The organism is Streptomyces sp. NPDC048288, assembly GCF_043201555.1.
Lineage (GTDB): Bacteria > Actinomycetota > Actinomycetes > Streptomycetales > Streptomycetaceae > Streptomyces.
Genome location: NZ_JBICZD010000006.1, coordinates 653,054 through 671,141, shown reverse-complemented (window position 1 = coordinate 671,141; position 18,088 = coordinate 653,054). Strand labels below are relative to the sequence as shown.

At 73.1% G+C, this 18,088-nt stretch carries 18 protein-coding genes; 4 read left to right on the top strand and 14 right to left on the bottom strand.

From position 1 onward, the window contains the following. Positions 1-177: 177 nt before the first annotated feature. Both ACGFZS_RS25000 and ACGFZS_RS24995 read right to left on the bottom strand, forming a co-directional pair. Positions 178-1,563, bottom strand: a complete 1,386-nt coding sequence (locus ACGFZS_RS25000; protein ID WP_365684057.1) for an FAD-dependent oxidoreductase — start codon at positions 1,561-1,563, stop codon at positions 178-180. Positions 1,564-1,621: 58 nt separating this feature from the next. Further along, positions 1,622-2,518 (bottom strand): DUF4349 domain-containing protein, encoded by an 897-nt coding sequence (locus tag ACGFZS_RS24995; RefSeq protein ID WP_393796996.1) that lies wholly within the window; start codon positions 2,516-2,518, stop codon positions 1,622-1,624. A gap of 156 nt (positions 2,519-2,674) precedes the next feature. On the opposite strand from ACGFZS_RS24995, the gene hemG reads away from it, so the two are divergent. After that, positions 2,675-4,126 carry a protoporphyrinogen oxidase gene (gene hemG, locus ACGFZS_RS24990; RefSeq protein ID WP_393796995.1) on the top strand — a complete coding sequence of 484 codons (1,452 nt, stop codon included), beginning with the start codon at positions 2,675-2,677 and terminating at the stop codon, positions 4,124-4,126. A gap of 5 nt (positions 4,127-4,131) precedes the next feature. Beyond that, positions 4,132-4,863 carry a hydrogen peroxide-dependent heme synthase gene (gene hemQ / locus ACGFZS_RS24985; protein WP_365684063.1) on the top strand — a complete coding sequence of 244 codons (732 nt, stop codon included), beginning with the start codon at positions 4,132-4,134 and terminating at the stop codon, positions 4,861-4,863. Between the two features lie 7 nt (positions 4,864-4,870). On the opposite strand, the gene ACGFZS_RS24980 is transcribed toward hemQ, so the two are convergent. The 6 genes from ACGFZS_RS24980 to ACGFZS_RS24955 all read right to left on the bottom strand — a co-directional run bounded on the left by ACGFZS_RS24980 (position 4,871) and on the right by ACGFZS_RS24955 (position 11,617). Then, the gene (locus tag ACGFZS_RS24980; RefSeq protein ID WP_393796994.1) at positions 4,871-6,517 is read right to left on the bottom strand and encodes an alpha/beta hydrolase; all 1,647 of its coding nucleotides are present in this window, start codon (positions 6,515-6,517) and stop codon (positions 4,871-4,873) included. A gap of 155 nt (positions 6,518-6,672) precedes the next feature. After that, positions 6,673-7,452 (bottom strand): TIGR04222 domain-containing membrane protein, encoded by a 780-nt coding sequence (locus tag ACGFZS_RS24975; RefSeq protein WP_393796993.1) that lies wholly within the window; start codon positions 7,450-7,452, stop codon positions 6,673-6,675. Positions 7,453-7,548: 96 nt separating this feature from the next. After that, positions 7,549-8,295 (bottom strand): DUF4142 domain-containing protein, encoded by a 747-nt coding sequence (locus ACGFZS_RS24970; protein ID WP_393796992.1) that lies wholly within the window; start codon positions 8,293-8,295, stop codon positions 7,549-7,551. Positions 8,296-8,587: 292 nt separating this feature from the next. Beyond that, on the bottom strand, positions 8,588-9,877 hold the full coding sequence (locus ACGFZS_RS24965) for a DUF692 domain-containing protein (RefSeq protein WP_393796991.1): 1,290 nt from the start codon (positions 9,875-9,877) through the stop codon (positions 8,588-8,590). A gap of 146 nt (positions 9,878-10,023) precedes the next feature. Then, positions 10,024-10,818, bottom strand: a complete 795-nt coding sequence (locus tag ACGFZS_RS24960; RefSeq protein ID WP_365684073.1) for a DUF4142 domain-containing protein — start codon at positions 10,816-10,818, stop codon at positions 10,024-10,026. 106 nt (positions 10,819-10,924) lie between these two features. Beyond that, the gene (locus ACGFZS_RS24955; RefSeq protein WP_393796990.1) at positions 10,925-11,617 is read right to left on the bottom strand and encodes an aminoacyl-tRNA hydrolase; all 693 of its coding nucleotides are present in this window, start codon (positions 11,615-11,617) and stop codon (positions 10,925-10,927) included. A 132-nt stretch (positions 11,618-11,749) separates the two neighbouring features. On the opposite strand from ACGFZS_RS24955, the gene ACGFZS_RS24950 reads away from it, so the two are divergent. Next, on the top strand, positions 11,750-12,640 hold the full coding sequence (locus tag ACGFZS_RS24950; protein WP_393796989.1) for an ATP-binding cassette domain-containing protein: 891 nt from the start codon (positions 11,750-11,752) through the stop codon (positions 12,638-12,640). After that, on the top strand, positions 12,637-13,308 hold the full coding sequence (locus ACGFZS_RS24945; RefSeq protein WP_393796988.1) for an ABC transporter: 672 nt from the start codon (positions 12,637-12,639) through the stop codon (positions 13,306-13,308). Before ACGFZS_RS24950 ends, ACGFZS_RS24945 begins: the two co-directional genes overlap by 4 nt. Here ACGFZS_RS24945 and ACGFZS_RS24940 read toward each other — a convergent pair. The 6 genes from ACGFZS_RS24940 to ACGFZS_RS24915 form a co-directional block, all read right to left on the bottom strand. Then, complete coding sequence (locus ACGFZS_RS24940) at positions 13,300-13,482, bottom strand: hypothetical protein (protein WP_393796987.1); 183 nt, start codon at positions 13,480-13,482, stop codon at positions 13,300-13,302. The two genes, ACGFZS_RS24945 and ACGFZS_RS24940, sit on opposite strands and share 9 nt — an antisense overlap. An 18-nt stretch (positions 13,483-13,500) precedes the next feature. Continuing rightward, positions 13,501-14,352, bottom strand: a complete 852-nt coding sequence (locus ACGFZS_RS24935) for a polysaccharide deacetylase family protein (protein WP_365684091.1) — start codon at positions 14,350-14,352, stop codon at positions 13,501-13,503. A 52-nt stretch (positions 14,353-14,404) separates the two neighbouring features. Continuing rightward, entirely contained in the window at positions 14,405-15,235 is an 831-nt protein-coding gene (locus ACGFZS_RS24930; RefSeq protein WP_393797019.1) for a slipin family protein, read from the bottom strand. Positions 15,236-15,395: 160 nt separating this feature from the next. Then, positions 15,396-16,895 carry a SulP family inorganic anion transporter gene (locus ACGFZS_RS24925; RefSeq protein WP_393796986.1) on the bottom strand — a complete coding sequence of 500 codons (1,500 nt, stop codon included), beginning with the start codon at positions 16,893-16,895 and terminating at the stop codon, positions 15,396-15,398. Between the two features lie 8 nt (positions 16,896-16,903). Continuing rightward, positions 16,904-17,482: a carbonic anhydrase gene (locus ACGFZS_RS24920; protein ID WP_393796985.1), complete on the bottom strand. Its 579-nt coding sequence runs from the start codon at positions 17,480-17,482 to the stop codon at positions 16,904-16,906. 91 nt (positions 17,483-17,573) lie between these two features. After that, positions 17,574-17,969, bottom strand: a complete 396-nt coding sequence (locus ACGFZS_RS24915; protein ID WP_393796984.1) for a hypothetical protein — start codon at positions 17,967-17,969, stop codon at positions 17,574-17,576. Positions 17,970-18,088: the final 119 nt, after the last annotated feature.

Here is an 18,088-nt window from a genome sequence, read left to right as displayed (position 1 = left end):
GCTACGAGCGCAAGCCGGAACACTTCCTCGCCTTCACCGCCATCGCCGCGACCCTCATATGTCACCGCCGACTCACCAAATGAAATGGCGTCTTAGTGGGGGCTGGTCGCGCCCACGCGGCGGTAGCCGCATATCAGACACAGCCCCGCGCCCCTAGGTTTGTGTCCCTGGCGCGCCTCAAGAGACTCGGACCTTTGATGCTGCTTTTCTCGCCGCCACCAGTACGGGGTCCCAGACCGGTGAGAACGGCGGTGCGTAGCCCAGGTCCAGGGCTGTCATCTGTTCCACCGTCATGTTCGCCGTCAGGGCCACCGCCGCGATGTCGACGCGTTTCGCGGCGCCCTCGCGGCCGACGATCTGGACGCCGAGGAGGCGGCCGGTGCGGCGTTCCGCGAGCATCTTGACCGTCATGAGGTCCGCGCCGGGGTAGTAGCCGGCGCGGCTCGTGGACTCGATGGTGACGGTCTCGAACTGGAGGCCCACGCGCAGGGCGTCCTTCTCGCGCAGGCCGGTGCGGGCGATCTCCAGGTCGCAGACCTTGCTCACGGCCGTGCCGACGACGCCCGGGAAGGTGGCGTAACCGCCGCCCACGTTGGTGCCGATGACCTGGCCGTGCTTGTTGGCGTGGGTGCCGAGGGGGACGTACTGCTCCTGGCCGGAGACCAGGTTCAGGACCTCCACGCAGTCGCCGCCCGCCCAGATGTCCTCATGGCCGCGCACCCGCATGGCGAGGTCGGTCAGCAGGCCGCCGCGGCGGCCGAGGGGCAGGCCCGCCGCGCGGGCGAGGCCGGTCTCGGGACGGACGCCGATGCCGAGGACCACCACGTCCGCCGGGTACTCGGCGTCCGCCGTGGCCACCGCGCGCACCCGGCCGTCCGGGCCGGTGCGCACCTCGGTGACCTCGGTGTCGTCGACCATGGTGATGCCGAGGCCCGCCATGGCCTTGTGGACCAGGCGGCCCATGTCCGGGTCGAGGGTGGACATGGGCTCGCGGCCGCGGTTGACGACCGTCACCTCGTAGCCGCGGTTGATCATCGCCTCGGCCATCTCGACGCCGATGTAACCGGCGCCGACCACCACGGCCCGGCGGCCACGGGTGCCCGCCAGCGTGTCCAGGAGGGCCTGGCCGTCGTCGAGGGTCTGCACGCCGTGCACGCCCGGCGCGTCCGCGCCCGGCATGTCGGGGCGGATCGGGTGCGCGCCGGTTCCGATGACGAGTTTGTCGTACGACGTCCAGGACTCGGCCCCGGAATCGACGTCACGCGCGCGTACCCGCTTCCCGGCCACGTCGATCTCCGTGACCTCGGTGCGCATCCGCAGGTCGATCCCGCGCGCCCGGTGCTCCTCGGGGGACCGGGCGATCAGCTGGTCCCGTTCCCCGACGTCACCGCCGACCCAGTACGGGATGCCGCACGCCGAGTACGAGCTGAAGTGGCCGCGCTCGAAGGCCACGATCTCCAGCTCGTCCGGTCCCCGCAGCCGACGTGCCTGGGAGGCCGCGGACATGCCCGCGGCGTCCCCGCCGATCACGACCAGCCGTTCCCGCCCACCGTTCATGCTCATGCGAACACGCTACGGGGCGCGGGCATTTCGGGCTCGCTCAGGGCCGGTGGAGGCTCGCTCAGGTCTCGCTGCCGGGCCGCGCGGGGGTACGGCGCCTGCGGACCAGCTTCCACCACAGCGCCGCCAGCAGGGCCGCGAGCGCCGCGAACGGCAGGGCCGCGCCCAGGGCCAGGGCGATCCAGCGCAGCATGGTGACGAAGACGTGCCAGCCGCCGGACAGGGCGTCCACGAACCCCGGGGAGTCGTCCTTCGCGGCCGCCTTCTTCACCGGGGTCTGGGTGAGGGACAGGGTGATGGTGGCCAGGCTGGTGCGGTCCTTGAGGGAGGCCTGCTGGGCGAGCAGCGCCTCCAGGTCGGACTCCCGGGTGCTCAACTCCCCTTCCAGGGTGACCACGTCACTGAGTTTGTCCGCCCGCCCCATCAGCTCGCGGACCCGGGCCACGCTGGCCCGCTGCGACTTGATCCGGCTCTCGACGTCCACCACCTGGTCGGTGACGTCCTGCGCCTTCGCGGTGCGGTCGAGCAGCTTGCCCGCGCCCTGGAGGTCGGAGAGCACCTCGTCGTACCGGTCGGTGGGCACGCGCAGGACCACCCGGGTGCGTTCATGGCCCTGGGAGTCGCGGCTGGTGGTCTCGTCGCCGACATAGCCTCCGGCGTTCTCGGCCGTGGTGCGGGCCTCGTCGAGGGCCTTGGGCACGTCCTTGACCTGCACGGTCAGGGAGGCGGTGCGGATGATGTGGTTCACCGTGAGGGTCGGGGCCTTGTCGGTGCCCCGGCCGCTGCTCTCCTTGGCGCCGGCGGAGCCCGCCGCGTCCTGCGCCGCGCTGTTCACGTCGGCCTTGCCGGCGCTGGCGGTGGCGCCGTTGTCCGAGCTGTCGTTCCCGCTGCAGCCGGTGAGGACGAGCGCGGCGGCGAGCAGAAGGCCGGCGAAGGCGGGTTGTACGGGATGTCGCATGGTTCCCCCCGAGGGACGTGGTGACTGACGCTTCTTCGACGCCCGAGCGGGGCGGGACGTTTGGCCGGGGACGGTCCCGATGCGGTCACGGTCCGGACGCGCGCCGGTCACCGGGCCGGGGCGGCGGTGCCGGAGGGGTCTGACAGAGTGGGGGGCATGAGCGCAACGGGTACGGGCACGGGGCAGGTCGTCGTCATCGGAGGCGGGATCGCCGGGCTGGCCGCGGCCCACCGGCTGCTGGAGCGCGGCGCGCGCGTGACCGTGCTGGAGGCCTCGCGGAGAGTCGGCGGCAAGCTGCTGCCCGGCGAGATCGCGGGCGTCCGGGTCGACCTGGGCGCCGAGTCGATGCTGGCCCGCCGGCCCGAGGCGGTCGCCCTCGCCCGCGAGGTGGGCCTCGGCGAGCGGCTGCGGCCACCGGCCACCGCCACCGCCTCGATCTGGACCCGGGGCGCGCTGCGCCCCATGCCCAAGGGCCATGTCATGGGCGTCCCCGGCACCGCCGCCGCGCTCTCCGGTGTGCTGTCCGAGGAGGGCCTCGCCCGGATCGAGCGCGACGCCGGCCTGCCCCGCACGGAGGTCGGCGACGACGTGGCGGTGGGGGAGTACGTGGCGGAACGGCTGGGCCGGGAGGTCGTCGACCGGCTGGTGGAGCCCCTGCTCGGCGGGGTCTACGCGGGCGACGCGTACCGCATCTCGATGCGCTCGGCGGTCCCGCAGCTCTACCAGGCCGCGCTCACCCACGACTCGCTCACCGAGGCCGTCCGCGAGATCCAGGCCAGGGCGGTCGCCCAGCAGCAGACCGGGCCGGTGTTCATGGGCATCGAGGGCGGGGTCGGCACCCTGCCGCTCGCCGTCGCGGAGTCCGTCAGGGCACGCGGCGGCGAGATCCTGACCGGGACACCGGTGACCGGACTGCGCCGGGAGCCGGAGGGCTGGCGGATCGTCGCCGGCGACCGGGTGCTGCACGCCGACGCCGTGGTGATGGCCGCTCCGGCGCCCGTCGCCGCCGCCCTGCTCGACGCCGAGGCGCCCGCCGCCGCGGCCGAACTGACCGCGATCGAGTACGCCTCCATGGCCCTGATCACCCTCGCCTACCGCCGCACCGGCCTCGGCCTCCCGGCCGGCAGCGGCTTCCTGGTGCCGCCCGTCGACGGCCGCACCATCAAGGCGTCGACCTTCGCCTCCCAGAAGTGGGGCTGGATCGCCGACGAGGACCCGGACGTGCTGGTGCTGCGCACCTCGGTCGGCCGGTACCGCGAGACCGCGATCCTCGGCCGCGAGGACGCCGAACTCGTCGACGTCTCCCGGCAGGACCTGCGCGCCGCCACCGGCCTCGACGCCACCCCGGTCGCCACCCGCGTCACCCGCTGGACCGACGGCCTGCCCCAGTACCCGGTCGGCCACCACGCGCGCGTGGCCCGGATCCGCGAGCACGTCGCCAAGCTCCCGGGCCTCGCGGTCTGCGGGGCGCAGTACGACGGGGTGGGCATCCCCGCCTGCGTCGCGAGCGCGTACGCGGCGGTGGACCAGCTTTCGGGTGACCTCGGCGGGGTCCGGGAGCTGACGGCCAACCCGGTGCAGAGTCTGCACGGCGGAGCGGGAGAATAGGGACCATGAGTGACGACGCCCCCACCACCGAGTCCGGCAGGATCCCGAACAAGGGCAAGCTGGCCAAGGACCTCAACGAGGTCATCCGCTACACCCTGTGGTCCGTCTTCCAGCTGAAGGACGTGCTCCCCGAGGACCGCGCGGGCTACGCCGACGAGGTCCAGGAGCTGTTCGACCAGCTCGCCGCCAAGGACGTGACCGTCCGCGGCACCTACGACCTCTCCGGTCTGCGCGCCGACGCCGATCTGATGATCTGGTGGCACGCCGAGACCAGCGACCAGCTGCAGGAGGCGTACAACCTCTTCCGCCGCACCCGGCTGGGCCGCGCCCTCAAGCCGGTCTGGTCGAACATGGCGCTGCACCGCCCCGCCGAGTTCAACCGCTCGCACATCCCGGCCTTCCTCGCCGACGAGACCCCGCGCGACTACGTCAGCGTGTACCCGTTCGTGCGCTCGTACGACTGGTACCTGCTGCCCGACGAGGACCGCCGCCGGATGCTCGCGGACCACGGCAAGATGGCCCGCGGCTACCCCGACGTGCGCGCCAACACGGTCGCCTCGTTCTCGCTCGGCGACTACGAGTGGCTGCTGGCCTTCGAGGCCGACGAGCTGTACCGCATCGTCGACCTCATGCGTCATCTGCGTGCCTCCGAGGCCCGGATGCACGTCCGCGAGGAGGTCCCGTTCTTCACGGGCCGCCGCAAGGACATCGCGGAGCTGGTCGCGGGCCTCGCGTAACCGCCGCTCAGCGCTGGTCGGCCTTGCCCTTCAGGGACTCCCGCAGCTCCTTGTGCCCGGGCCGGTCGGCCGGCGCCGCCGGCTTCGGCTCCGGGTGCCCCGCGCAGGCCGCGCGCCGGTCCGGCAGCCGCCCCTCCAGCAGGTAGGCGTCCAGGTACCCGTTGACGCACTTGTTGGGTCCGCCGCCGATGCCGTGCGTGCCCGCGTCCCGCTCGGTCACCAGCACCGAGCCGGCCAGCCGCCGGTTCATCTCCAGCGCGCCCGAGTACGGCGTGGCCGCGTCCCGCTCGGCCTGCAGGATCAGCGTCGGCGGCAGCTCACCGGGGCCCGTCTGCACGTCCAGGGCCTTCTGCCGGGACACCGGCCAGTAGGCGCACGGCAGGTTCATGAACGCGTTGTCCCAGGTCTCGAAGGGCGCCGTCCGCGCGAGCCGGGTGTTGTCCCGGTCCCAGGTCTGCCACTTCGTGGGCCAGGGGGCGTCGTTGCACTCGACGGCCGTGTAGACCGCGTTGCCGTTCTCCGCCTCGGCGGCCGCCTCCGGCGCGGGCGCCGCCAGCCGGACCAGCGGCTTGGAGTCCCCCTTCAGGAACTTCGACAGCGCCTCCGCCCGGCTCGGCCAGTAGTCGTCGTAGTACCCGGCCGACAGGAACGCGCCCTGCAGCTGCCCCGGCCCGACCTTCCCGCCGGCCGCCTTCTTCGCCAGCCGCCGGCTCGCCTTGTCGTAACTCGCCTGCACCTTCGCGGCCGTGTCGCCGAGCCCGTACACGTCGTCGTGCTCGGCGATCCACTCCCGGTAGTCCGCCCAGCGGCTCTCGAACGCGGCGGACTGCTCCAGGTTGTCGCGGTACCAGATCTGCGCCGGGTCCGGGTTCACCGCGGAGTCCAGCACCATCCGCCGTACGTGCGAGGGGAACAGGGTCGCGTACAGCGCGCCGAAGTAGGTGCCGTACGAGGCGCCCATGAAGGTCAGCCGGTCCTCGCCGAGCGCGGCGCGCAGCACGTCCAGGTCACGGGCGTTGTTGAGGGAGTTGTAGAAGCGGAGCTTGCTCCCGGACCGCTTCAGGCAGCCCCGCGCGTACGCCTTGGCCTCCTTGATCCGTGCCTTCTTGTACGACTCGGAGGGGTGCGTCGGCGACTGCGAGGGCGCCTTGAAGAAGTGCTTGGGGTCCACACAGGACAGCGGCGCCGAACGGTCCACCCCGCGCGGGGCGTAGCCGACCAGGTCGTAGGCGGCGGCGATGCGCTTCCACTCGGGCAGCACGCCGACCATGGGGAAGGCCATGCCGGAGGCGCCGGGGCCGCCCGGGTTGTAGACCAGGGTGCCCTGCCGGGGCACCTTGCGCTTGCTGTTGTGCGGGTCCTTGTGGGTGGCCCGCACCCGGCTGACGGTCAGTCTGATCTGCTTGCCGTCCGGGTGCGCGTAGTCCAGCGGGACGCTGAGCGTGCCGCACCGGAAGGCGTCGGGCAGCTCCAGGCCGAGGGCGCACTTGCCGAAGTCGATGCCTTCCGCGCGGGCCCGCGCGGCGGCCACGGCGGTACCGCGCAGTTCGGCCGCCGCCCCGGCCGGGACGCCGGGGGCGCTCCCGGCCGGGGCGGCGGCCAGGGTGGTCAGGATCAGGGACCCGGCTGCCGAGTACAGGGCGGGGGCTCTCATGGCGTATCCCTTTCGGTGCACGGCTGCGGTGGCGTGGCGGCAACGGCACCGCAGCGACTGCACGGCAGCAATAAAAGGGATATTTCGACCGGTTGTCGGTGAAGGCAAGCACCATCGGGCCGGTGTCGGCGCCAATGCCCCCTATGCGCCCCCGCTCACTCCCGCGGCGGCTGGTCCCGGTGTGCGAAGGCCGCGCGCAGCTCCGGTTCGCCGACGGCGCGAATGCCGCGCACGGCGACGGAGGTCAGCAGCGCGTGGTCGTCGACCGTGCGGTTCACCCGCCGGCGCAGGGTGCCGAGGAGCCGCTGCCCGGCCGGAGAGGCCCAGCGCGAGTACGGGTGCACCTCGAACCGGGCGATGCCCAGACAGCTCAGCGTCAGGGTGAACGGCAGCGCGAACCAGACGGCGACCAGGTCGCGCGGCATGTCGGTCGGGGCGGGCAGCAGCAGCGCCGTCACCCCCAGGCCGAACACGGCGACGGCGGCGGCCCGCACCTGCCGTACGCCGGACGCGACCGTCGTCCGCGCCGCCGCGTCGGGCACCGCGAGCCCGGCCCGCACCAGCCCCTCGCCGAGACTGCGCACGGCGTCCGCGTCGGCCGCCGCCGACCGCACCGGCGCTATCCGCGACTGCCCCTCGGGCCCGATGGCCCCTATCACCGACCGCTCCATCTCGTCCCGCCCCTTCGGGTCGACGACGGTCGCCCAGCCGGTGTGGGCGAGCAGCAGCCGCTGCTGCCGGGCCATCGACACCAGCGTCAGATCGGCGACCCGCGCGGGTCCGCCGGACAGGAACGCGGCCTCGTACAACGTCAGATCGTGCCCTCGGCCCGCGTCCGCGTCGAAGGCCGCCGTCCGTACGGCGGCCAGGCACAGCCGGGTGCAGGCGGTGCCGGCGACGGCCCAGGCCAGGAGCAGGAGAAGGACCCAGAACATGACACGTTTCTATGCCAGGGGCTTGCGAACCGCCATGCCCTGTTCACATTCCGGACCGAGTGTTGTCGGTCTGTGACGTTCCGTTTACCGCGCAGGTCAGGGGCTGTCGGCGGACGGCGACGGTGTCGCCGACGGTCCGACCGGGATCGCGTCGCTCGGCGCGAAGACCGGCGGTGAGGCGGCGGGGGAGGGGGTGACCGCCAACTGCTGCGCCAGCGTGGAGAAGTCGACGTACCCCGTGGCCTCCAGGACCTTGATGTGGTCCAGGACGGTGGTGTTGGCGTCGTCGGCGAGAGCACGGACCAGTGTGTTCTGGGTGGCGGCGCGGACCTGCGCGACGACGGAGAAGACCCGGCCGTGGGCCAGCCGCACGATGTTCGCGAACTCCCGGTCGAAGTCCTGCCCCTGCGCCGCGGTCAGCGTGGCGAGCCACTGCCGCTGCTGGTCGTTGGGCTGGTTCGGGATCGGCACGTTCAGCTGGGTCGCGACGCTGCGGACATGGGCGTCCAGGGAGATGTGCCCGTCGACGAGGTGCTGCCCGGCCGTCCGTACGGCCGCCGTGGTGCCCTTCTGCTCCGCCATCTCGCCGGCCGGCAGCTCCCAGAGCCCGGCCAGCCGGACCTTGACGACGAAGTCCCGGTCCTGCGCGGACAGCGGCCCGTACGCCGTCGACACGGTCTGCGCGCTGAGCACGTTCACCGAGCCGGTCGGGTCCGAACGGTCGGCGTACGACCAGATCGGGAACACCAGGGCGGCGAGGGTCGCCGCCAGACAGGCGATGATCAGTCCGGTCCCGCTGAGTATGCCTCGCCCCTGGACGGGGGGTCGGGGTCGCGCGCGCATGATGCCTCCAGCACCGCACGGTGGGGCTTCGCCGTGCGGGCTTGGCATAGTACCCAGGTGGGTGTGTGGGGGCTTGGGGCGGATGTCGTGTGCGGGTGGGTTGTGGTGTGGGGCGGATGTCGTGTGCGGGTGGAGTGTGGCTGGTCGCGCAGTTCCCCGCGCCCCTGACGGGGCGCTCCACGGCCGCATCTCTCAAGCCGCGGGCAGGCGTGCCGCAGGGCGGCACGGGTGGGCGCGGGCGGCACCCTGCCAGCGCCGGTGAGCGACACCCCCCGCCCTCAGCCCCCGCCGCTCACGCCCTCCGCAGCAGCGCCCTTCGCCGGGGCGCCGGTCCGGAGCGTTGCAGCCACCACGCCCGCAGTCGCCGATGCGTACCGCTGCCCCCGGTCCGCCCCTCCCGCAGCAGCTGCGCCGCGAAGTCCAGGGCGTCCCGCCGATAGCCCCCGGTCATCGGCCGCCGCTGCGCATACGCCAGGAACGCCTCCCGGTACGCCGTCCCCAGGATCTCCGGCAGCTCGGGCGCCACCTTCGCCACCACATCCGCCCGCTTCGCCGCCAGCGCCCGTGCCTGCACGCCCATCCGCACCCGGTCGAACCCCTCCGGGACCGGCGTCCCGGCGACCAGCGAGGAGAGCACCGCGGCCTGGGCGAGCCCGACCCGCTGCCGGGTGGCGTCGGCGATGTCGGGGATCTCGGCGGCGGCCGGTGGTGCCGGTGGTGCCGGGGGTTCCGACCGCCCGTCGGCGCCCCCGCCACCCGCCGCGACCGCCGCCCGGATCGCCCCCAACTCCCGCTCCAGCTCGGCCGGTTCCGGGAAGAGATCGTCCCGCTCCAGCAGGACGCCGGGCGGCGCGACCCGGGACGCGAGGTCGGTGAGGATGTCCAGGACCGCCGGGGGCACCGGGTGGGCGTGGCTGTCGTGCCAGACGCCGTCGCGCTCGACGCCGCCCGCGACATGGACGTAGGCGATGGCCTCGACGGGCAGCTCGGCGAGCGCCTTGGCCGGGTCCTCGCCCCGGTTGACGTGGTTGGTGTGCAGGTTCGCCACGTCGATCAGCAGCCGGACCCCGGTGCGGTCGACGAGGTCGTACAGGAACTGCCCCTCGGTCATCTCCTCGCCCGGCCAGGCGATCAGCGCGGCGATGTTCTCGACGGCGAGCGGCACCGGCAGCGCGGCCTGGGCGATCCGGATGTTCGCGCAGAGGACGTCGAGGGCGTCCCGGGTGCGCGGGACGGGGAGGAGATGGCCCGCCTCCAGGGCCGGGGAGGCGGTGAGCGGGCCGCCCGCGCGGACGAACGCGATGTGCTCGGTGACCAGCGGGGCGCCGAGCGCCGCCACCCGCTCGGCGAGGGCGGCGAGCCGCTCCTCGTCGGGGCGGTCCGCGCCGCCGAGGCCCAGCGAGACGCCGTGCGGGACGACGGTCACCCCGCGCTCGCGCAGCCGCCGCAGCGACTCGGGGAGGTGGCCCGGGCAGGTGTTCTCGGCCACGACCTCGACCCAGTCGATGCCCGGCATCCGCTCCACGGCGTCCGCGATCTCCGGCCGCCAGCCGATGCCCGTGCCCAGCCGCTGCAAGGTCATGGTTCTCCCCCTCCTGCCCCGAGTGCCGCTCCGAGTGCTGCCCCGAGTGAGGGGGGTATGGCCCCGGAGCGCGCCCGCGAACCGTGCTGCCTGCCGCTTCAGAGCAACATTTGAGGTTCGGGACCGCGCTCCGGGGAGCTCTTCGGCTACTGGCTGAGCACGCCGCCCTCGGAGGCCTCCGGGTCGGGGCGCCCGGTGTTCACCGTGCCCGGCGCGGCGGGGGACGGCTTGGACGTGGTGCGCACATTGCCGCTGGCCTGCGCGGCCGGCGCGGAGGGCGCCACCACCCCCGGCGCCGGCACCGCCGGACCGGTCGGGCTGGCCGTGGTCCCGTTGGCGATCTCGTTGGCGATGGCCTCGAAGTCGACCTTGCCGGTCTTCTCCAGGATCGTGATGTGGTCCAGCACGGTCTGGTTGGTGTCGGAGGCCAGCTGCCGCACCAGGCTGTTGCGGGTGGTGTTCCGTACCGTCCCGATCGCCGGGAAGATCTTGCCGTGGGCGGCCCGCAGCAGGTTCACGAACTTGTACTCGTACTCCTCGCCGGTCGCCGCCGACATCTCCTGGAGCCAGCCCTGCTGCTGCTCGTTGGGCACGTTCGGCAGCTCGACGCCCAGTTGCGCCGCGACGATCCGCACCCGCCGGTCCAGGTCGGTGTGGCCGACGATCAGGTGGTCGCCGGCCTCCTTGATCGCGGCGCTCGGCGCCCGCTGGATCGCCTGCTGCCCGGCCGGCAGCTCCCACAGCCCGGCCAGCCGGACCCGCACGATCAGATCGCGGTCGGAGGCCGTCAACGGTCCCCACTCGGTCATCACGGTCCCCGCCGCCACGTTGGCCTGCCCGGTGCCGGAGCGGTCGGCGTACGACCACACGGGGTACACGAGCGCGCCGACCGTACCGGCGAGGGTCGCCAGAATGAGGGCCGTTCCGTTCAAACGCCGCAAGGGGTGCCTCCCCGTGTCGCTGGTTCAGTGCCAGGAGTTACGGCCGGGACGGCGGCGCCGCTCAAACAAACGGTAAAGTTTTCCAGGGAAGTTAAAAAAGTGCAGGTCAGCGAAGTGCCGGATAGTCCGCGACCACCGTGCAGCTGCCCGGCGCGATCTCGGTGAACCCGGCGTCCCGCACCAACGGCAGCCCGCCGCCCGTCAGTTCACGCCACTCGGCCGGATCGGCGGTCCGTACGGCGAGCGGGAACCCGGCGTCCCGCCAAGCCACCCGCTCCTCCTCCGGCAGCGCCCACCAGGCCAGTTGGGCCCCGTGCCCGGCCTGCGCCATCGCCTTCCCCGCGGACATCTCCAACTCGGGGTTCAGCCACAGCACCGGCGCGGACCGGTCGACGCCGGCGGGCGGCTCCGGGTCCTCCAGCTCGGTCCCCGACACCTGCAACTTGGCCAGATCCTTCGGCCACCCGTCCAGGGGAACCGGCGGAAACACCCGTACCTCGGCCGCCTTCCCCGTGAGGGTGATCCCGGGCAGCCCCTCGGCCCGCCGCCACTCGGCTCCCCGCGCCCGCCGCACCACCTTCCGGATCCGCGCGTCCTCCCAGTCCCGAACGGCCTGCGCCCACTCCCCGTCCCCGAGGGCGCGCGGATCACTGAGCAGCGTCAGCACGGCCCGGGCGGCCGTCTCCAGGGCGTCGGTACGGGCCGGCGGAGCCGCCTTCTCGATCCGCACGACAAGCGGCAACACGAACTGGGGTGCTTCGTCACGACTATTGGCCGAGACCTGGAAGGGAGCGCTCACCGCACCAACCTTAAGGGGCGCGGGGCTGTGCCCGTTTTGCGGCTCCGCCGCGGGGGCGCGACCAGCCACCCACGTACCCGCACCCCGCCGCGTTGGGCACCACGCACCCCCGTCCCGCACGACAATGTCCCCATGCACCGTGATCTTGAACTGGCCCGCGTAGGCCGCCGCTACGGCATACGCGGCCCCTGGGTGTTAAGAGGCGTCGACCTCACCATCACCCCCGGCTCCCTCACCCGCGTCGAGGGAACGAACGGCACCGGCAAGTCCACCCTGCTCCGCCTGGTCGCCGGCATAGACAGCCCCACCGAGGGCCGGATCACCGGCCGCCCCCGCACCGCCTACGTCCCCGAGCGCTTCCCCTCGGCGCTCCCCTTCACCCCCTCCGGCTACCTCACCCACCTCGGCACGGTCCACGGCCTCTCCCGCCGTACGGCCGCCGCCCGCGCCGCGGACTGGCTGGAGCGGTTCGGCGCCGCCGCCTACGCGGCCACCCCCATGGCCCAGCTCTCCAAGGGCACCAGCCAGAAGGTCGCGGTCGCCCAGGCCCTGCTCGCCGACCCCCGGCTCCTCGTCCTCGACGAGGCCTGGACCGGCCTGGACGCCGAGGCGCGCGCGGAGCTGGAGCGGGCGGTGGCCGAACGCACCGCCGCCGGGGGCGCCGTCGTGTTCGTGGATCACGATCCGCGGCGGCTCGCGGGCGCGCCCGACGCGATCTACCGGGTGGTCGACGGCACCCTCGCCCCCGGTGCCGTACCGGTGGCCCCACCCGTCGGCCCGCACACCGTGGTGACCGTGCGGGGCCCGGCCGGCGGCCGTCTCCCCGCCGACGCGACCCGCACGGCGTCCTCGGCCGAGGAACCGACCCCCGGCACCTACCGTCTTACGGTTCCCGCGTCCCACTCGGACGTGGTCCTGCGCGCCCTCCTCACGACCGACCCGCCCTGGCACGTGGTCACCGTGGGCCCCGCAACCGCCCCAGCTGCCCCAGCCGTCCCACCGGACGAGAAAGACCGCCCATGACCGCACTCCTCCGCTACCAGACCGCACTCCTCCTGCGCTCCCAGCGCTGGCTGCCGCCGGTGATCCTGTACGCCGTGTTCCTCGGTGTGGGCGTGCAGAGCGGCCAGCCGGTGCTGGACTCGCTCGGCTACACGGCCGCCGCGCTGCTGCCGGTGGCCGCCTGGCTGGTACGGATCTGTGTCACCGGCGAACCGCCGGCCGCCCGCGCCTGTGTCACCGCCGCGAGCGGCCCGGCCAGGGCCCATCTCGCCGCCCTGCTCACCGCGCTCTTCGCCGCCGCGCTGCTCGGCACGGCGGCCACCCTGCTCGTGACGGTGATCAGCCGGCACGCCACCAACGACCACCGGCTCCCCGTGTCACCCCTGCGGGCCGGGGCCGCCGGCCTGCTCGCGACCCTCGTCTGCGCGCTGCTCGGCACCGCCGTCGGCGCGCTCACCAACCGGCCGCTGCTGCGCTCGCCGGGCCGCGCGGTGCCCACGATGCTGCTGGCCGCGCTGCTCGCCACGGTGGTCGCCGGCTCCCCGGCCCACGCGGCGGTCAGCGGCCTGGTCACCGGCTCGGAGTCCGGCCGGATCCCGGTCTCCCCGCTGCCGCCGGCCGCGGCGGCCCTGCTCACCACCGCGGCCTTCGCCATCGCCTGCGCCCTCAACGGCCGCCGCTCACCCTGAACAGGCGCTCCGCTGCCCCTCCAGCCACTCGCACCGGGGGCACATCGTGATGCCCTTGTACGACTCCGGGTACTCCGTCGGCTCCCGGCACAGCACACACTCGGCATACGGCGGCCCGTCGGCCGCAGGCGGCTTCGCGGCCCCGGTGATCGTGCAGTAGCCCTCGTCGCTCATGTCCCCAGCGTAGGACGGTCACCGGTGACCCGGTGTCTCCCCGATCAGCTCGGACACCTTCACGAAGCGGAAGCCTCGCTTGCGGAGTTCCGGTACGACGGTGCGGACCACCTGTTCGGTGGTGGGGGCGGCGCTGCGGGTGCAGTGCATGACGACCACGGAGCCGGGCTTCACACCGTCCAGGACCTGCTGGGTCACGGCGTCGGCGTCCGTGGCGAAGGCGTCGCCGCTGACCACGTCCCACTGGACCGCGGTGACCCCGAGGGCGCCGACCGCGCGGAGTGCCTGGTTGTCGTAACAGCCGCCGGGGAAGCGGAAGTACGGCATCGGGTGCGGTACCCCGGCCCGGAGCAGGGCGGCGTAGGCGCGCTCCACGTCCGACTTCATGTTCGCGGCGGAGACGGTCGGCAGGCCGTAGCAGTCGCCGGTGAAGGCGTAGTGGCTGTAGGAGTGGTTGGCGACCTCGAACTGCGGGTCGCGGCCGAGGGAGCGGGCCTGGTCCGGGTACTGGTCGGCCCAGCGGCCGGTCATGAAGACCGTGGCCGGCACCTTCAGGCGGCGCAGGGTCGCGATCAGCGCGGGGTTGTCGAAGTGTTCGCCCGCCGCCGCGCGCGGGCCCTGGTCGGCGGTCATGTCGGCGTCGAAGGTCAGGGCGACGGTCTTGCCCAGGGTGCGCGGGCCGTTCATGAAGACGGCGGCGGTACCGCCCGGGCCCGCCGCGAGCGTGGGCGGCTTGGCGGCGGGGGCGGGCTTCGCGGGGGCCGGGGGTCCGGCGTGCGGCGCCTGGGCGGTGCCGCAGGCGGCGAGCGCGGCGCCCAGGGCGACGCAGACGGCGGTCGTACCGGTAAGACGGCGTGCTAGTCGGATCACCGTATGAACGTAGGGTGGAATGTCCGATTTTCTGAGGTGGCGCGGCGCCGGGTCACCCGGGCGGCGGGCCTTGCCTCACCGCGCTCTCGCTGATCTCCGCCGGGGTGTCGCCGTTCGGCGCCGGCTGCTGGGCCCGTTCCAGGAAGCGCAGCAGTTCCACCGGGAAGGGCAGGACCAGGGTGGAGTTCTTCTCGGCCGCCACCGCCACGATCGTCTGCAGCAGCCGCAGTTGCAGGGCCGACGGGGTGGCCGCCATCTGCTGGGCCGCCTCGGCCAGTTTCTTCGAGGCCTGGAGCTCGGCGTCGGCGTTGATGATCCGGGCCCGGCGCTCACGGTCGGCCTCGGCCTGGCGGGCCATCGAGCGCTTCATCGTGTCCGGCAGCGACACGTCCTTGATCTCGACCCGGTCCACCTGCACCCCCCAGCCCACGGCCGGGCTGTCGATCATCAGCTCCAGCCCCTGGTTGAGCTGCTCGCGGTTGGAGAGCAGATCGTCCAGGTCGCTCTTGCCGATGATGGACCGCAGCGAGGTCTGGGCCATCTGCGAGACGGCGAACTTGTAGTCCTCGACCTTGACCAGCGCGCTCACCGCGTCGACCACCCGGAAGTAGACGACCGCGTCCACGCGCACGGTGACGTTGTCGCGGGTGATGCCCTCCTGGGCGGGCACCGGCAGCGTCACGATCTGCAGGTTGACCTTGTAGAGCCGGTCCACGAACGGGATCACCAGGTTGAAGCCGGGCTTCCGGACGTCACCGGTGACCCGGCCGAGCCGGAACAGCACACCCTGTTCGTACTGCTTGACGACCCGCGCCCCGGCGGCCAGGTACAGCGCGCCGGCGCTCAGCGCCGACACCACCGCGACCAGCAGCTCCTGAACCATCACGACCCCCAGGTAAAGAGGTCCGATTTATCTGATGCTGCAACGATATGCCCGGTGGGAGGGTCGGGGCCACGGTCGCCGGGAAGCAGGTCCGGGCCGGGATGCCGAGGGGCGTCGGCATCCCGGCCCGGGTGCGGCCGCCGGTTCAGGCGGCCGTGCCTCAGGTCGCCGCGACCCCGGTGGCCGTGGCTTCGGTGGCGGTGGCCTCGGCGGCCGTGACCTTCACCGGCTCGGTACCCGCGTCGCTGTGCCGCTCGGCCCAGCTCTCCAGGGCGGTCCGGCAGGCGTGGTCGAGGTGGTGCAGCCCCGACAGGTCCACCCGGATCGGGCGGTCCTGGGGCAGCGCCTCCAGACTGTCGAGGATCTTGGGCAGCCGCAGGAAGGTCGCGTTGCCCGAGAGATAGGCGTCGATCGGGCCCGCGCCCTTGTCGACCACCTCCAGCTTGAGGTGCGAGGCCTCCCAGGCGGTCTTGACGATCGACAGGGCCAGCCCGATGAGCACCCCCTCGAACATGCTCACCGCGACGATCGACACCGCCGTGACGACCAGGATCAGCGCCTCGCCCCGGTGCTCCCGCCACAGCGCGGCCAGCGCGCGCACCGGGATCAGCTTGGCGCCCGAGTAGACCAGGATTCCGGCGAGCGCCGGGATCGGTATGTAGCCCAGCGCTCCCGGCAGCAGGGCCGCGAACAGCAGCAGCCAGACACCGTGCAGCACCCGGGACGCCTTCGTCCGGGCACCCGCCTGCACATTGGCCGCGCTGCGCACGATCACCGCGGTCATCGGCAGCGCGCCGAGCACTCCGCAGAGCGCGTTGCCCGCGCCCTGGGCGATCAGCTCCTGGTTGTACCTGGTCCGTGGACCGCTGTGCAGCCGGTCCACGGCCGCCGCGCTGAACAGCGACTCGGCGGACGCGATCAGCGTGAACGCGACGATCGTGCCGATCACCCCGAGGCTCGCCAGCTCGCCGAAGGCGCTCAGCGGCGGCGGCTGGACGGAGCCCAGCAGCCCGTGCACCTCGACGGTGGCGACCGGCAGGCCCAGGAAGAGCGCGGCCAGGGTGGCGAGACCGACGGCGGCCAGCGGCCCGGGGACCGTACGCACCCGCGCCGGGACGTACTTCCACAGCACCAGCACCGCGACGGTGCCCGCGCCGAGGGCGAGGGAGGCCAGGGCCTTCCCGTCCCCGAGGGCGTCCAGGAACGCCCCCGGCAGTCCGGCGATCTTGCCGGGGCCGGACTCGGGGGCCTTGGCGGCGAGCGCCGGATACAGCTGGCCGGCGATCAGGACCAGACCGATTCCGGCCAGCATGCCCTCGACGACCGAGACCGAGATGGCCCGGAAGTACCGCCCCAGCTTCAGGGCGCCCATGGTGATCTGAAGGAGGCCGGTGACAAGCACGATCACCCCGAGCACCGGCAGCCCGAACTCCCGCACCGCCTCGAAGACGAGCACGGTCAGGCCGGCGGCCGGCCCCGACACCTGAAGGCTGCTGCCGCGCAGCAGCCCGGTGACGAGACCGCCCACGATGCCGGTGACCAGGCCCAGTTCGGCCGGGACACCGGAGGCGACGGCCACGCCCACGCACAGCGGGAGCGCGACCAGGAAGACGACGAGAGAGGCGGCGAAGTCCTGACGTATGTAAGGGAACTTGGTCATCGTGGCGCTCACAGGGCCTCGAAGGAGTCGGTGGCGGCGCGGTGTTCGCGCACGGCACCGGTGTGGACCTCGTAGTACCAGCCGCGCAGGGTCAGTCGGCCCTCCGTCAGCTTCCGGTCGATGAAGGGGTACGAGCGCAGCCGCAGCAGCTGGGCGAGCACATGGTTCTGCACGCCCTCGGCCACGGCCGGGTCCTCCACCGCCCCGCTCGGGCGCGGCTCGGCGCTGGCCAGCCAGTCCCGTACGGCGGGTACGGCGGTCAGGTCGTCGCCGCGCACCAGCGCGCCGACGGCGCCGCAGTGCGAGTGTCCGCAGACGACGATGTCGCGGACGCCGAGCACCTCCACGGCGTACTCGATGGTGGCCGCCTCGCTGGTGGGGTGGACCGAGGCGTACGGCGGGACGATGTTGCCCGCGGTGCGCAGCTCGAAGAGCTCGCCCGGGCGGGCGCCGGTGATCAGGGCCGGGACGACCCGGGAATCGGAGCAGGTGATGAAGAGCACCTGCGGGGACTGGCCTTCGGCGAGTCTGGCGAACTCCTCAGGGCGCTGTCCGAACGTACGGGCGTTGTCGATGAGGGGCTGCATGGTCTGTGGACTCCTCCTGGCGCGCCACAGCGGCGCGTCGGGCTTGCACGACGGGCGTGGGGGGTTGAAGAGCCGGGGCGGAACCCGCCCGTCAGCAGCGGAAGACCTGGAGCGCGGCCGGTGAGTGGGCTCTGGAGGCTCTTGTCGTGCGGTGGTGCCTGGCCTGGCGAGGCGTCGAGGCGTGTATGGCCTCGGTGGGCCGGGCGGCGGGCTGACGGTCGTCGGCCCAGCCGGCGGTGGGGGCGCGATGGCGGTCCGCGGTCGGTGGGGGGCTGGGGGGCTCCCCGCAGAGGCCGTGGTCCCGGAGGGTGTGCGAGCCGTCCCGTACGGCCTTCGCCGAGGACTTCGGTCCGGGCTGAGCCTTGGCCTCGACATGACTGAGGGTGTGCGCGGCTGCGAAGGTTGCGGCGGGCGCGAAGAACTGGACGGCGAGCAGGGCGGCGGCCAGGAGCGAGAACACGGTCCGGGCCGTCGTACCTCGGAACATGAGCCCCCCTCGCGGCAGTTCACGCCTCTCGTGTGCACCAAGCACAGGTCAATGGTTGGTCAAGAAACACGTTAACCCTGCAAAGTTGTTTGCAGGGTTAAATCGGTGTTGCGAGCCCA